15 protein-coding genes, 6 tRNA genes and 3 pseudogenes are annotated in these 14969 nt (G+C 38.5%); 18 read left to right on the top strand and 6 right to left on the bottom strand.

The genetic code is table 11. The annotated features are described in order from the left end of the window. From G593_RS0117270 to brnQ, 6 genes and pseudogenes are all read left to right on the top strand, one after another. A pseudogene (locus G593_RS0117270) lies at nt 1-375 on the top strand (recombinase family protein); the annotation flags it as partial. Continuing rightward, nucleotides 372-578, top strand: coding sequence for a hypothetical protein (locus G593_RS21050; RefSeq protein ID WP_242827132.1), 207 nt, complete (start codon nt 372-374; stop codon nt 576-578). The pseudogene G593_RS0117270 and the gene G593_RS21050, both read left to right, overlap by 4 nt. A gap of 12 nt (nt 579-590) precedes the next feature. Beyond that, nucleotides 591-1949, top strand: coding sequence for a recombinase family protein (locus tag G593_RS18900; RefSeq protein ID WP_255348545.1), 1359 nt, complete (start codon nt 591-593; stop codon nt 1947-1949). 121 nt (nt 1950-2070) lie between these two features. After that, nucleotides 2071-2241 (top strand): annotated as a pseudogene (locus G593_RS19920) (tyrosine-type recombinase/integrase); the annotation flags it as partial. A gap of 179 nt (nt 2242-2420) precedes the next feature. Then, entirely contained in the window at nt 2421-2903 is a 483-nt protein-coding gene (locus tag G593_RS0117260) for a low molecular weight protein-tyrosine-phosphatase (protein ID WP_005342421.1), read from the top strand. A gap of 127 nt (nt 2904-3030) precedes the next feature. Beyond that, nucleotides 3031-4143, top strand: coding sequence for a branched-chain amino acid transport system II carrier protein (gene brnQ / locus G593_RS0117255; protein ID WP_005342417.1), 1113 nt, complete (start codon nt 3031-3033; stop codon nt 4141-4143). A gap of 365 nt (nt 4144-4508) precedes the next feature. On the opposite strand, the gene G593_RS0117250 is transcribed toward brnQ, so the two are convergent. The 3 genes from G593_RS0117250 to G593_RS0117240 form a co-directional block, all read right to left on the bottom strand. Beyond that, nucleotides 4509-5993 carry an AAA family ATPase gene (locus G593_RS0117250; RefSeq protein ID WP_005342416.1) on the bottom strand — a complete coding sequence of 495 codons (1485 nt, stop codon included), beginning with the start codon at nt 5991-5993 and terminating at the stop codon, nt 4509-4511. Between the two features lie 78 nt (nt 5994-6071). Then, nucleotides 6072-6761: an LrgB family protein gene (locus tag G593_RS0117245; protein ID WP_005342414.1), complete on the bottom strand. Its 690-nt coding sequence runs from the start codon at nt 6759-6761 to the stop codon at nt 6072-6074. Continuing rightward, complete coding sequence (locus G593_RS0117240) at nt 6748-7161, bottom strand: CidA/LrgA family protein (RefSeq protein WP_005342412.1); 414 nt, start codon at nt 7159-7161, stop codon at nt 6748-6750. The genes G593_RS0117245 and G593_RS0117240 overlap by 14 nt, the downstream gene beginning before the upstream one ends. 412 nt (nt 7162-7573) lie before the next feature. Here G593_RS0117240 and G593_RS0117235 point away from each other — a divergent pair. The 6 genes from G593_RS0117235 to G593_RS0117210 all read left to right on the top strand — a co-directional run bounded on the left by G593_RS0117235 (nt 7574) and on the right by G593_RS0117210 (nt 8221). Then, a tRNA-Glu gene (locus G593_RS0117235) sits at nt 7574-7645 on the top strand. Between the two features lie 10 nt (nt 7646-7655). Continuing rightward, nucleotides 7656-7728: transfer RNA gene (locus G593_RS0117230), tRNA-Thr, on the top strand. A gap of 28 nt (nt 7729-7756) precedes the next feature. After that, nucleotides 7757-7830, top strand: a tRNA-Ile gene (locus tag G593_RS0117225). A gap of 7 nt (nt 7831-7837) precedes the next feature. Then, nucleotides 7838-7911, top strand: a tRNA-Asp gene (locus tag G593_RS0117220). 42 nt (nt 7912-7953) lie between these two features. Beyond that, nucleotides 7954-8026: transfer RNA gene (locus tag G593_RS0117215), tRNA-Val, on the top strand. A gap of 108 nt (nt 8027-8134) precedes the next feature. Beyond that, nucleotides 8135-8221 (top strand) — tRNA-Leu (locus G593_RS0117210). 82 nt (nt 8222-8303) lie between these two features. Here G593_RS0117210 and G593_RS0117205 read toward each other — a convergent pair. The 3 genes from G593_RS0117205 to G593_RS0117195 all read right to left on the bottom strand — a co-directional run bounded on the left by G593_RS0117205 (nt 8304) and on the right by G593_RS0117195 (nt 10872). Continuing rightward, nucleotides 8304-9560 (bottom strand): tyrosine-type recombinase/integrase, encoded by a 1257-nt coding sequence (locus tag G593_RS0117205; RefSeq protein WP_029732488.1) that lies wholly within the window; start codon nt 9558-9560, stop codon nt 8304-8306. Continuing rightward, nucleotides 9553-10419 (bottom strand): rolling circle replication-associated protein, encoded by an 867-nt coding sequence (locus tag G593_RS0117200; RefSeq protein ID WP_242827130.1) that lies wholly within the window; start codon nt 10417-10419, stop codon nt 9553-9555. The genes G593_RS0117205 and G593_RS0117200 overlap by 8 nt, the downstream gene beginning before the upstream one ends. Before the next feature lie 132 nt (nt 10420-10551). Continuing rightward, nucleotides 10552-10872: a hypothetical protein gene (locus tag G593_RS0117195; RefSeq protein WP_029732486.1), complete on the bottom strand. Its 321-nt coding sequence runs from the start codon at nt 10870-10872 to the stop codon at nt 10552-10554. 162 nt (nt 10873-11034) lie between these two features. On the opposite strand from G593_RS0117195, the gene G593_RS0117190 reads away from it, so the two are divergent. From G593_RS0117190 to G593_RS19915, 6 genes and pseudogenes are all read left to right on the top strand, one after another. Then, entirely contained in the window at nt 11035-11451 is a 417-nt protein-coding gene (locus tag G593_RS0117190) for a helix-turn-helix domain-containing protein (RefSeq protein WP_029732484.1), read from the top strand. A gap of 273 nt (nt 11452-11724) precedes the next feature. Continuing rightward, the gene (locus G593_RS0117185; RefSeq protein ID WP_029732483.1) at nt 11725-12069 is read left to right on the top strand and encodes a DUF6572 domain-containing protein; all 345 of its coding nucleotides are present in this window, start codon (nt 11725-11727) and stop codon (nt 12067-12069) included. Nucleotides 12070-12118: 49 nt separating this feature from the next. Then, entirely contained in the window at nt 12119-12454 is a 336-nt protein-coding gene (locus G593_RS0117180) for a DUF6572 domain-containing protein (RefSeq protein WP_029732482.1), read from the top strand. 319 nt (nt 12455-12773) lie between these two features. Then, the gene (locus tag G593_RS0117170) at nt 12774-13616 is read left to right on the top strand and encodes a MerR family transcriptional regulator (RefSeq protein WP_029732480.1); all 843 of its coding nucleotides are present in this window, start codon (nt 12774-12776) and stop codon (nt 13614-13616) included. Between the two features lie 372 nt (nt 13617-13988). Further along, the gene (locus G593_RS0117165) at nt 13989-14630 is read left to right on the top strand and encodes a hypothetical protein (RefSeq protein WP_005342410.1); all 642 of its coding nucleotides are present in this window, start codon (nt 13989-13991) and stop codon (nt 14628-14630) included. Between the two features lie 49 nt (nt 14631-14679). Next, a pseudogene (locus G593_RS19915) lies at nt 14680-14969 on the top strand (transposase); the annotation flags it as partial.

Here is a 14969-nt window from a genome sequence, read left to right as displayed (position 1 = left end):
CGACGGGAACTAAGCCGAATCAGTAAGCGTAAGTCGGATTTATATGAAGATTACTCGGAACGTTTGATTACAGAAGAAGAGTACATACAGTTTTCTCGGATCTATTCCAATGAAATTGAGAATATCAAGAGCCGTCTGGACACAGTATTGGCGGCACAGGTTCGGTATTCCCAGGATTACCACATTGAAGAAGGCTGGGGAAATGTGATACATACTTATATGTCAAAGCGTAAGCTGACAAAAGAAATGGCAGATGCCTTTGTGGATTCAATTATTATCCATGGTAAGTATGATTATGAGATCAAGCTGGTATATGACGATCAGTTTGCAGATTTACAGAAATTAAAGAAAGAGAAGGAGGCGCAGTCAAGATGACAGATCATAGAAAAACAGCTGTTTACATCCGTTTATCCGCAGAAGATGACAATGTAGATGGCAGAGCCAAAAAAGAGAGCGACAGTGTAACTTCTCAGAGAATTCTGTTAAAATCATTTGTGATTGATCGGTTGGGTGTTGCTGAGGCAGATATCCTGGAATATGTGGATGACGGTGTCAGCGGTACTCATTTTAAAAGGTAGGGATTTCAACAGCTGCAGGATGACATGAAAAGTGGAGAAATCGGCTGTGTAGTTGTAAAAGACTTTTCCAGATTCGGAAGAGACTATCTGGAAGTTGGATTTTATATTGAATATATTTTCCCACTTCTACAGATTCGATTTATTTCGATTAATGACAGCTATGACAGTGCAGCAAGCAGCGGAATGACTGGTGGAATGAATGTAGCATTGCAGAATCTGGTATACAATATGTATAGCCTGGATTTGTCCAAGAAAATTTCATCAGCATTGCAGACAAGAACGAGAAATGGTACACGCCTTCCAGTAAATGCCAGATATGGCTATAAAAAAGGAAAAGACGGAAGACTGGAAGTTGATCCGGAGGCTGCAAAAGTCGTGAAAATGATTTTTCGGATGGCAGCGGAAGGAACAAGTTTTGCAGATATTACAAGGGAATTGAACAGACAGGCGATTGCCACTTGTGATGAGCAGAAATTATCAAGAGGGGATCAGGTGCAGTTCCAGAGGTTTGACACGATCAAAAAGAAACACTGGAGCCCTACGACAGTAGCGGCAATTGTCCGGGATGAGATTTATATTGGAACCAGAATCTGGGGCAAAACACGTTGCAGTATGCATACCGGTCATAAAGCAGTTCTGAATGATGAAACAGAATGGGTTCGCCTGGAAAATCATCATACGGCAATTATAGACAGGGCATTGTTTGAAAAAGCAAATGAAATGCATCCGAAAAAGAAGAGAAGTGTTGCGGAATCACGCACCAATTTTACTCTGGAAAGACGTAAAAAGCAACCAGCATTGCTGTTATGTGCCAACTGTGGGCATTCTTTGCTAAAAGAAACGGAGCATCTGCTAAAATGCTCAGATGCTCGAACCAATGGAGATCCTGTGTGTCGAAGTCTGGTGATCCGACGGGAACCGCTGGAGGAGAATATCCTTGGGCTTGTTCATCAGTATGCAGCGTCAATGTTGGAAAAAGAAAAGAAAGTATCTTACAACAGGCAATGCGACTACAAAGAGATCAATACCGCAGAATTGCAAAAGCAGAGCCGACAGTTGACCTCGGAAAAGATGAAACTCTATGATGATTACAAAGATGGTCGTATGGATCGTTATTTGTATAAGCAGAGAGCGGAAAAGATAAGTGGACAGCTGGATGAAATTAAACGAAAAATAGAAGATGCGGAGAATAGCAAAAAGCTTCTTGAACAAAATGAACTTTCTGATAAAATAAAACTAAAAGATTTCTTGGGAATTCAGAAGTTCGATACAGAGAAGCTGCGTGAGATTATCAAGGTGATCCGTGTTCATAGTCAGGATGAAATCGAAATCGAATGGAATTTTGACGATATTTTTTCAGAACAGAGATAACTTGAGCAGGACAAAAATGACTTATCAGAAGATAATAAAGGTGCTGGGACTACCTGATGGGAGCGTCAGATAGTTTTCGGCAGAAAAAAATAAAATTTTTTTTGTCCTATACTTGACACATCCACATGTATGTCGGCATACCTATTGCTCAAATATGGCAAAATCCGGAATGAATCCAAAAGCATTGCAATATTTGATGGGCCACTCAGAGATTAGCGTAACGTTGAATACATATACGCATGTAAATCTTGAGGATGCCAGGGAAGAAGTTGCCCGGATTCAGATTGTGTAATTACGATTTTTAATTGAAAATAGCAAGGTGTAAAATAGAAAAACATACACCTTATTTTACACCTTTTGCGGACAATATTATGCGAAAATAAACCAGGTTATGCCAGAAAGCAAAAATTTACAAAGGCTTACAAAGCCCGAAATACCAAGAAAAACTAAGAAATGCGAGGTTATGCAACAATGATAAAAGTACTTTTCATCTGCCACGGCAATATTTGCCGATCAACGATGTCTGAATATGTTATGAAATATCTAACAGACCAGGCGGGGCTTGCCAGTGAATTCTATATTGATTCGGCTGCAACTAGTCGTGAGGAGATTGGTAATGGTGTTCATCATGGCACGAGACAGAAGTTAAAAGAAGTAGGAATTCCGTGTGGCAACCACAGGGCACGGCAGATGATGAGAAGAGACTATGAAGAGTTTGATTATATTATCGGTATGGATGCGTGGAATATCCGAAATATTATGAGAATCATCGGTTCAGATCCAGAGAAAAAAGTTTCTATGCTTTTAGACTTTACGGATCGTCCGGGAACAGAAATTGCTGATCCGTGGTATACGGGCAATTTTGATGCGACCTATGATGATGTACTGGAAGGTTGTACAGGATTGTTAGAGCATTTGAAGAATATCAGCTGGGAGATGACTCCACCTTTATAGGTGGTGAGAAACAAGCTGGTATCAGTGGTGGGAGTCAATCCCCCAGCTGATATAGCCTCCGGCAGGATTGCAGAGGCATTCTTGAATTTATAACAAAAAATAACTTGAAGGAGTGTAAGAGTGATTTATGAAAAGTTTGTCTATGAGAAATAGATGTGTAATCGGATTTACGCTGTTTTCCATGTTTTTTGGAGCAGGCAATCTGATATTTCCGCCGTTTCTGGGTGCTGAAGCGGGCAGCAGTACGATACCGGCTATGGTTGGAATGTTACTGACGGCGGTGGTATTACCTGCTCTTGCGGTGATATCTGTGGCAAAGCATGATGGATTGAAGAATTTGGCGGGAAGCATACACCCGGCATTTGCGACAGTTTATGCGGTGCTGATCCATTTGTTAATCGGACCTTTTGTTGCAATTCCAAGGACAGCATCTACCAGTTTTGAGATGGCGGTCGTGCCATTTTTATCTGACGGAGTCAGTGCTGAGTCTTTATTGATTATGCGGTGTATATACTCGTTTACATTTTTTGTGATAGCAACGATAGTCGCGCTGAAGCCAACGAGACTTAAGGATTTACTGGGAAAAGTAATGACACCGATTCTGTTGATTTTGATTGCAGTTATTTTCGTGGGAGTTGTTGTAAAGTTCCCGACAGTTGTAAGACAGGCAGATGCGAGCTATAAAGGGCATGCGCTTCAGCATGGTTTTGTCACGGGATATCAGACAATGGATATTTTAGCGGCATTTAACTTTGGTGCAGTTATAGCTATGAACATTGAAGCATTTGGTGTGAAGAATCGGAAAGGTGTGGCTAAAGAGACGATTCTGGCGGGAATTGGAGCTGGAATCTTACTTTGTATTGTATATAGCGCAACAGCATATATTGGTGTATTGTGCAGTAGTAAGGTCGGAAATGTGGAAAATGGAACGCAGATTCTGACCTATGCAGTTCACGCATGTTTTGGTATCTATGGAAAAGTATTGATTGGTATTATATTTTTCATAGCATGTTTTAATGTATGTGTAGGTTTGCTATGTTGCTGTTCTGCATATTTCCACGAATTAGTTCCGAAGATTTCGTATTTTAAATGGTTACTTGTATTTGCTGTCTTCAGTTTTGTGATTTCCTGTGCGGGATTAAATGCGATTTTAAATGTATCATTGCCGATTCTGAAAGTGATGTGTCCTATAGCAATTGCATTGACTTTTTATGGTCTTGTCAGACGTAAAAGGCAGTAATAAATATTTATCTCAGTCGAGAAGACTCCCCCTCTTCAAGTGGTGAGTAATAGCAAATTTGTCTCAGTGGGAGTTAGGTCTCCGACTGAGATAAACACTCCGCGAGGATGCGCAGTGATTCTGATAGGAATATGTCAGCTTTGCTGACCAGAATCACGAGCCAAGTCTCACGGATGTTCGACTTGAACCTAATTGAGAAGTTTTAAGTACGTTTGACTGAAATAGTGAAAAATCTGTAATATGGAGAATTTTAGAAATATATCAAAATCTCCTATATTACAGATTTTTTAGTTACATATGGATGTAGTTAAAGTGCTCTAAAAATTTATACCTCGCAGGATCGAGAAAATGTGCAGAAGATTATTTTAGTCAAATAATTCTTTCAACATAGCAGCATCAAATGTAACAGAGGATACATGATTTACCTCGATTTGATATAGTGCATTTGCTGCGATATGCTCGGCAGCCTGCTCCAGATCACGGATTCCAGTCGTATCTGAGAATTTTTCAATAACAGCGTCCAGAGCTTCTGGTGACACGATACATTCGCTTTCTTTTAAACTCATACGTTTTAAAATCTTTGGCAGTGCAAATTTGGAGAAAATAACTTTCTTCTCTTCTGGTGTGTAATCCGGAATATCAATAACAGCAAAACGTGACATTAACGGTGCACTGATCTGGGATTTATCATTGGCTGTTGCGATTGGATAAACACCGGAAGTTGGAATCATACACTCAATGTAGTTGTCTGTAAATCCAAGATTATCTAATAGTGTCAACAATACATCGGCTGGATTTCCATTTCCTTTACCGGAAGCAGCTTTATCAAGCTCGTTGATAATGAAAACCAGGTTAGATTCTCCTGCCATTGCAAATGCATCCATAATAATACCGGTCTTGGCATTTGCGTATATACGGGAACTTCCGGTCAACTGTTCCGGGTCATTGATGGAGCTCATATCCAAAGTTGTCCAAGGCAGCTTAAGGATTCTTGCAACAGCGTAGGCAATTTGGGATTTTCCTGTTCCTGCAGGTCCTACCAGGAGAAGTCCGTAAGCCGGAAGGGTATGTGTACGATTAATCTGGATGATTGTCTCTATAATACGTTGCTTTACGCGTTCCATACCGTAGAGTTCTTCGTCTAAGATACGTCTTGCTTCATCAGGATCAATTGATTCAAAATAATCTGTCTTCCACTGGATATTCATCATAATAGAAAGCGCACGCTGTGCGTGGCGTCGTTCTTCCGGGGATACTTCGTGGGATTTTGCAACTGCTAGATTACGTCTTGCCCAGAGACGGATGTTATCAGGAAGAGTTCTTCCGGCACAAGTAATGAAGTCGGTAATACTCTGAATACTTGTAAGTTTCATATCATCACCAAGTTCAGAGTCTTCCTCTTTCAGCGTCTCGTCAAGCGGGGCGCTGCTGGAAAAGAGCCGTTCCATCATAAACTGAAGGAAACCGTCTTCAGCAGATAATTTTGTGGCACCGCCATAGGCAATTTCACGAATTTTGTAGACTGCATAACCGTCTGGGAGGTTCTTACCGGACAGACGAACGTTGATATGATTTTCGCCGAGCCATTTGATCAGGCTTACAAAGCGGGAATCAATCTGAAGAATATTGGCACTGATAATGCCATCTTCTTCTTCAAATTCAAATGCTGTGTGCTTTGCAGGGTTTGTGAATACACCGCAGGAATGATGAGCCCACTGGCGGGAAACATTGTCCAGAAGAAGAATCGGATCTTCCGGAGTAGCAACATTTTTATCAGAGTGAAATGTAGTGTAAGTAACTTCGGTTGTTGTCGTTGTTGATTCAGGATTACTAAAATCAAATACTGGCATGAGAGAGTCTCCTTTGTAATTTATTTTTCTAAGATACTATGGATAGATTCATGCGATACATTTCGTAATTCTGATATCTTACATGAATTGTGCAAATACGGACGCACCAATGACAGTGATAAGTCCGGATACTACGATGGACAAGCTGCTCATTGCGCCTTCAATATCCCCAAGCTCCATAGCTTTGGAAGTTCCGATTGCGTGGGAAGCAGTGCCGATGGCAATACCCTTGGCAATAGGTTCTTCGATTTTGAAAAGCTTACATAAGCTTTCTGCACACATATTTCCCAGTACACCTGTTAATACGATGATAGCAACGGTGATGGAAACGTATCCTCCAAGTTCTTCTGATACATCCATTCCAATCGCAGTTGTAATAGATTTTGGAAGAAATGATACATATTCCTGATGCGTAAATCCAAATAGGACTGCCATGGCAAGAATACTTCCAAGGCTTGCAAGTACACCACTGAAAATACCGACCGCAATTGCTTTCCAGTTGGATTTCAATAATTCGAACTGTTCATAAAGCGGAATAGCAAGGCAGATTGTAGCTGGTGTAAGCAGATAAGAAATGTATTTCGCTCCTTCATTATATACCTTATAATCAATTCCGGAAACTGCTAAAACAGCAATTACTATAATTACTGCGATAAGGAGCGGATTGAAAATGGCAAGTTTGAATTTCTGTTTTAATAATGCGCCAATACCGTAGGCGAGAAGGCTTAACAGTACCCCGAAAAAGACAGAGTTGTTAAAAAATTCCATAGCCACATTCCCCTTCCTTGGCAGACAAAGCTTTTTTTAACGCTGCTTTTTTTGAAGCGGAATAACGAATCATATATTGAGTAGTCATGCCAGAGACAGCCATAACAAATATAGTAGAGAAAATAGTAACAACAAGGTACAGAATCCATACTGACCGAATAATATCCCATGCTTCTAAAAGTCCTACAGCAGCTGGAATAAACATTAGTGGCATGATTTCAATCAGAAATCGACCTGTTTCTTCAATCTCTGAAAGAGGGAAGAAACCCAATTTTAAACAGGTGAACATCAATATAATTCCATAGATGCTTGCAGGAACTGGAAGCGGAAGTACATGGTTCAACAATTCTCCGATGAAAGAAAAGACAAGAATAATCCCGAATTGTTTCAAAAATTTCATTTGTAAAATCTCCTTATTTCTTATTAATATGTAGTTGAAAAGTAATGCTTGTCTATCGTAGCACACACGAAAGATGGTATCAAGGGAAAAACTTTGCAAAATACAATGATACATTTTATCGTAGTTTGTGTAAATTTCCTAAAATAAAAAGGAGATGATTTAACAACAAATCAACGAACAAAATTATGACTATCTTGATAGGAAGGTAAAATTTTTTGGGGGGGGGGGAGTTATAATCCTGAAAACACTGTATTTACGGGGCTTTTCGGGGATTATAAAAAGTTTTTGCAAAAAAATAAAAAAAATTAAAAAAAAGGGTTGCCAAAACACTTGCGCTATGATATTATAACATTCGTCGCGAGTGATACACACGAAAAACACACACGAAAAACACACAAGCGATAAAGAATATGGCTCCATGGTCAAGCGGTTAAGACATCGCCCTTTCACGGCGGTAACACGGGTTCGATTCCCGTTGGAGTCATTTTTATTATGCCGATGTGGCTCAATTGGCAGAGCAGCTGATTTGTAATCAGCAGGTTATCGGTTCGAGTCCGATCATCGGCTTAGTTCCTAAACGGGACTTAATGATTTTGGACCTTTAGCTCAGCTGGTTAGAGCAATCGGCTCATAACCGATCGGTCCTGGGTTCGAGTCCCCGAAGGTCCATTTATCTGGCCCAGTGGCTCAGTTGGTTAGAGCGCCGCCCTGTCACGGCGGAGGTCGAGAGTTCGAGTCTCTTCTGGGTCGTTGATATCATTTGTATGATATCACGTTTATTTTTTTGAATATGGGATCATAGCTCAGCTGGGAGAGCATCTGCCTTACAAGCAGAGGGTCATAGGTTCGAGCCCTATTGGTCCCATTTTGCGACGAGAGATTGTTGCAGAATTTTAGATAGTTTAGTCGCAAAATGTGACACGCGCTTCGCGCGATGCACACAGCTCTAACGAGTTGGCGCAGAAGCTAGAATGCCGCAGTGGCGGAACTGGCAGACGCACAGGACTTAAAATCCTGCGGGACTTATACTCCCGTACCGGTTCGATTCCGGTCTGCGGCAGTAGGTAAAAGTGAGAGAAACGTTGAATTTACAGCGTTTCTCTTATTTTTTGCTTCAAAAAGTTTGAACACCTTTGAACACTTTATGATGAAATCCCAAGTTTTTGAAAAGCAAGCATATCATTATCCCTTTTATTGACGTTTCGCAGATAGTGAAGCGTGGTTGCTGTTTCACTATGCCCCATTAAATAACTGAGGGTTGTGAGATTGTTTCCGTCAAAGGCTGTTGAAGCATTGTAGAAACGGATTTTATGACTGGAATGATAAGGTACACCAGCTTCTTTGCAGTATTTCTTTAAACGGCGGTTAAAGCTGTCCGTAGTCATAATTTCTCCGTCTGGTTCAAAGACATATATTCCGTTAGGATTTAATTCTTTTGCCTTTTGGAGAATCTTGAGTGCTTCATCTGTTAAGAACTGCTTACGGAATCCATGAGAGGTATTTCCCTTCATCTGGTTTACAACTTTCACTTCTCTTTTGGAAAAGGATAAATCATCATTCAGAGTACGTTCACAGGTGACTTGTCGGTGCAAATAGACTGTTCTCTTGCTATAATCAATATCTTCCCAGCGGATTGCTTTTGTTTCACCGATACGGATAAACAGATAAAAGGATAGCTGTATTGCCAATGAATAAGGCTCGATGATACATTTCAGATAATTCAGCAATTTCTGCGTATCTTCATGGGAAAATACATTATCCGTTTGTATTTCAACTGGTTTATATGTAAACTGCTTGAAATTCACATCGGATACAGGATTGTGAGATAGAATCTCTTCTTCAATGGCATAGCTCATAATGCCATTCAATACGGAACGTGCATTGCTTATCCGTTTGTGTGTATATTTGCGTTCTTTGGTAACTTCTCTGAAAAAACGGATAAGTGTAATCGGTTTGATGTCACCGATTTTCATTTGAGAAAGTGCCGTGTCTTTAAAAAATCTGTTCCACTCTGAAACGTATTCTTGAATTGTCTTTGCCTTTACAGAAGTATAATCTCTTTTATACAAGAGCCATTCTGCATACAACGTTTCCAGTGTGATGTTCTCACGATTTTCGTTTTTCTGCTTTTCAATATAAAATCTTACGATTTCTTTTTCAAGGTTCTCTTTACTCTTCCTCTTAACAGGACGGCGGTTATTGGGTTTGGTATCATCGGGTAAATAAGTGCGCCAGCTTTTTTCAGATTCCGAGTAATAAATTTCATATTTGTGGTTCTCCAAGATTTTTTTGTCTGCCATAAGTTTAAAATCTTTGAAGACTTCATCTGCTGACATATTAGCACAGGTGGCGAGCGTATTCAATAAAGTAATGTCGGACTGTGTGACGGATTTATTCATCAGAAATCCCCCTTGCACACCTGTTCTGGCTCTTTTTTATTTTGATATATGTTACACTGCTGTCCTTTAGGAGCGAGCCTGTGGTAATAAAGGACTTTGTATCATATACCTGTCGGATGTATTTTTTCTGGAAGACAATGTTTTCCTGTTCCAATCCTTTGAAAACATCATCGGTGAGCATAAGTTTTTGTTCCATTGGCATTTTCAGATTCTGGGATTTGAAAAATGCTTTTTTCTTATGCTCTTTTAATTCCAGGTCTTTTCCAAAATATTTGCTGAGGTAGCGGCCTCTGTTTTCTTTGCTGTCTACGTCAATGCGGTTTATTTTGATAAACCCATGCGACCATAATTCCTGTAGTTTCTCTTTTGCGATATACGGAAAATCAAAGAAAATAACATGATAGTGGATTGCTCCACGTTTCTGCTTCTCCCACGTTGCAATATATTTTAATGTCTGGATTTTCGTCTGGTATAAATAGTAATTTAATCGTTGAATGAAATACTTAAATTCTCGGTTCGTTATGGTAATGTCTTGAATATTATCTTTGAATGTCAGTGTTAAAAATTTGGTTTTATTGTCAAAATTGCAATCCAAGATACGGGCAATTTCCCAGCGTGTCTGTTCATAATGTTTCTGCTTGCGTTTCAAACTGTCATATTGCTTATGAGCCGACATTTCATCAAAAGTTTTTCGTTTGCTTGTTTTGGTTAAATCTGATTTGGTATTTGAATGACTATAAATTGGAGATTCATAAAAATATATCTCTTTTGTAGTAGGAGTTTCAATGATTTTCGTATTGTATACAAAATAGTCATTTGTACTGTTCACGAATTTCACCTCATATCCTATTTTCATCATGCGTTTTCTTCCTGTTTTCGGAAGATGTTGTTTTATATATCAAGTATAGTCGGAAGAAAAATCTTCCTTTGCAACGGCCAGCCAGTCAGACCTATGACGCTGTCCGGCACTGACTGGCTGGGTATGGACGTATTATTTCATTCCTGCCTTTCTGATATTATCAGCTTCTGCCTTAACAGAAAGACGTCCATTATAAAGACTAGCCCATGTATGTAATCCCTCAAATGAAACGGGAATTTGCCCTTTCTGTTCAAGCTCTTCATTAGAAACAAGCTGATTAGTAGCTTTTACACCCACCTTGACCTTTTCAAACTTCAATTTTGGGAAGAGGACAGTGTAGTAGAATCCTAATTTTTCTTTTGTGGTAAAGTCTACCCAATCAGAAACTTCCACTAACTGAAACTGTTCTTCCAATTTGTTCGGATTTAAAATAAAGTCATTTCCTCGTATCATGCAATCACCTCCCTTACAAATATCTGATTATCAGATATTAAGATATTTATATCATATAGCAAGAGAAAGACAATGTCAAGTAAAATATCTGAATATCCGATAAAAAGATTGACAGACGGAAAATCTTGAAATATAATGTGCTTATGAAGGAGGTGCTTGAACGTGAATAAAATAAAAGCATTGAGAAAAGAAAGCAATATCACGGTTGCGGAACTGGCAAAAGAACTGGGTATTTCGCAGAGTATGCTGACAAACTATGAGAACGGCAATGGAACACCGAGAGATGAATCCATATGGGAAAAGCTGTCGCAGATATTTGGAGTAAGTAAAAGTCATGTCATGGGACTGACTACGGATATTGAAACTACACAGAAAACCAATCGGCTGAAAGTAGTGGTTGATATGTCTCAGCCAGTATCCGTACATCCAAAGAACCAGACAGAACTTGATATACTGGTGAAAATGGATTTACTGGACGATGATGACACGGAGAAACTGCTGTGTTTTATCAATGAACTTCTTGCGAAAGACAAATATGAGGGAAGAAGAGAATCGGCGATAGAATATCTGGCAGAATAGGGGATGTGTAGAGAACCGTCCACTTGCCCAGCCGACCCTCCGCCCTGTTAGGAACCGTCGCTCTGGGCATCCTGCGGAACGTTAGTCTTTGAAAGATACGGACAGCGAATGAATAATGGTGGTAAGTCGAAAAGGATAGCAGACAGCACAGGTGGTGTGTTGTTATGTTATTCTTTTTTATTGCATTGCTTAGAAAATGGAACTATAATGTGGGGGGGGGGGAAGAATTAGACAATTTTGAATTTGCGGGAAACAAAATGGAGGAGTTATTATATGACAATAGAAGAAATGTTTGGAGATTTATACTCTATTGACATTATGGCAGAAAAGAAAACAGGAGAAATTGTACTATTCTTGATTTGCTATGGGTTTATTGACGGAGAAGAAAAAACTCAAAGAGCATTGTTGACCAAAATTGAAGCATATTTGAAATACACTAAGAGTGCAGAATTTCAAAATAAATATTTGAAATGTCCAATTATTTTACGAGTTACTTTTAAAGAAAAACCAGACCAACTTATATTAAATTTATTAAAAACAAGTCATTCATGGATTATGGAATATGGTGTAACATTGGAAGTAGAAATCAACAACAAGACAATAGAACTTCTACCATAAAGGCAATAACAAATCCTAAGTTGTCGAATTGGAAGTGGAGGAAAGGAAAATGGCAATAGATAATGAGAATATCATTGATGGCATAGCGATAGATAAAAATAGAAAAGCACTATGTTTATTATTGAACGACCACTTTGCATGGAACGGGAACAATACGTTAAGCGAACATGACCACTTAATTCTTTTGCAAGCAAAAATTAACGCATATATTCGTTATTTGGAAACAAAACAATACGAGGAACAGTACCCAGAAGAAGAAATTGTGATGGCAATTATAGAAATACATTTTAAGTATGATATAACAGAAAATTGTGAGCATTTTTTGAATGCAGTTCAGAACCAGATTGGACAGTACGGAATAAAAATAGAATCACATATTAGTTGAATAACAATGCTTTTCGCTGTATTAGGATTAGTGAAAATTCTTCCATTTGACATAGCAAACCCGATTATGCTTGTATCACTTGCCACTCTTTTATTATTAAGAAGTGTAGAATATAAAAATAATCGAGATAAAAGTGGGCTTTTCATGACCTGCTTAACCGCAGTATTTGTCTATGTTGTAGTGATTTATAATGTTTTTATAGGATAGGAAAATTCCAGCTTGTCGAGATGAAAAATCAATTTATTGAACTGAAAACTATTGACTCTCACGGAACGTCATAGATTAAAGTTATCTTATCAGGAACAGGAGGTCAGCAGTTATGAGGACAGTAAAAGAAATATCAGATTTAACAGGTATCAGCGTTCGCACGCTTCACTATTATGATGAAATTGGATTGTTAAAGCCAACAGAAAAAAGTGATGCGGGATACTGGCTTTATGACGATAAGGCATTGGAAACATTACAGCAGGTTTTGTTTTTCCGTGAGTTTGATATTCCATTGAAAGAAATCAAAGCTGTTATGGATAACCCGGTTCTAGAAAGAAACCAGCTTTTGCAAATGCAGAGAAAAATGTTGGTAGCAAAAAAAGAACGTATGGAACGTCTGATTACCAGCATTGATGATATTCTGAAAGGAGAGAATAAAATGGATTTTGCAATTTTCAGTAAAACAGAAGTGGAAGAAATGTTTCAAACTATGCTTGAACATATGCCCGACAATATGAAAGAACTTGCTATCAAAGAGTTTGGAAGTGTTGAAGAATGGAAAAAGCATTATATTGAGGCAGTCTCATCAGAAGAAATGCAAAAAGGCTATGCCAAAGTTGTTGAGTGGTATGGAGGAAAAGAAAAATATTTATCTGTAGTCAACAATCCTATTAGCAAAGACGTAGCTGACAGTTACAACAAACGAATAGAAGCAGTTTTGCAAAAACTAATTGCAAAAAGAAATTGTGATGTAAATTCTTCGGAAGTTCAAGAAGTTGTTGAAGAATATGGCTTACTTATGAAGCAGTTTTCACAAATAAAAGAAGAACAAGGTTTTATGCTGGCACAGGCACAGTATTATCGCAACGAAAGAATTAAGTCTATGACTGATGAGAAATATGGTGAAGGTACTGCTGATTTCTTAGCACAAGCTATTGAAGCATTTTACAAGTAAAAATACGGTTTGTGAATGAGAAACATTTGAACACTTTTTGAACACCCAGACCGTGATGAAGTCCTCAAAGCCCCTTTCTATCAGTATTTGTGATTGCTTAAAACGGTTCGATTCCGGTCTGCGGCATTAGTTAAAAATGGGAGAAATGTTGAATTTACAGCGTTTCTCTTATTTTTTTGCTTCAAAAAGTTTGAACACCTTTGAACACTTTATGATGAAATACCAAGATTCCGATTTTCTATTAAATTTTCTCGAAAAATATTGACCTTCAAGTTACTTGATCGTTTACATTATAAGCAAGAAAAAGAAGTTTCTCGCAATGAAAGCGAGGCAAGTGTAAAGATTAAGTAGAAGAAAGGCTGGCGTAAGAGTATGAAAGAGAAAATGAGAAAAGTAAGATATCCAATGTTGATTGTGTGGGGAATATTTATGGGAGCTGCAGGAACAGCAGGAGTAAAATCATCGTGGCATGTAATACCTGGCTGGTTGATAGGTGTTATTGTCATATTGGGAATCATGGTGATGTTAACCTGGATGATTTCAGGGGAAAATGATAAGTCAATAAAAACACCTGAGAAGGAAACGAAAAAATTAACATCAAAGTACAATTCAGAAATTCCCGTTATTTCAAAAGCAGTAGAAGAGCCTGTGGAGTTGGAATTTTGGGGAAAACGAAACGGTATTGATCAATTTAGAGTAAAAAGTATCGCTGGACGGAATATTGTGAGTGATCATGTTCTGTTGATTAGTTTTGATGGTTCAGAAGCCAGGGATATGGCATTAGATGCAGTTGTAACAGGGAAAGAACATTCGGAGTATTTTGGAAAGATTGAAATGCTTTATTGTAAGAGACAACAGGGACATTATGGGACGGAGAAACTTAAAACGGAAAAAATTGATAAAGTGATACTGAGTAAGGAACAATGGGAAAACGAAACAGGAAAAATAAAATTATTGGAATTATGGAATTGTATTCAATTTGAAATAAGGCTACCGCAATCCCACTGGCTTTAGGCGGTGGATTAAGGTAGCCAAAAATCAGAAATTATTGTATACTCATGGCGTGGGAACATGGAAATCTAAAAACAGACACAAATACCTATTACAATATCACATTATTTTTGTCTGTAAATATAGGAAGAAATTACTGGTTTCGAGGCAGATATCAGATGATATAAAACAGTTTTCGTATGAGATATGTCAGAGGCACAGTGTGATAATAAGATATATGGAAAAGATATCCCCAATATTTACGAAAACAATTCTGGAAAGAACATACCTTTTGGACAGATGGATATTTTGCCTGTAGTGTAGGAAATGTATCGGAAGAAATGCTGAAGAGATATATAGAAA

It is taken from the genome of Dorea sp. AGR2135, from assembly GCF_000420885.1.
Lineage (GTDB): Bacteria > Bacillota > Clostridia > Lachnospirales > Lachnospiraceae > Dorea > Dorea formicigenerans.
This window is presented reverse-complemented; position numbering and strand designations above follow the sequence as displayed.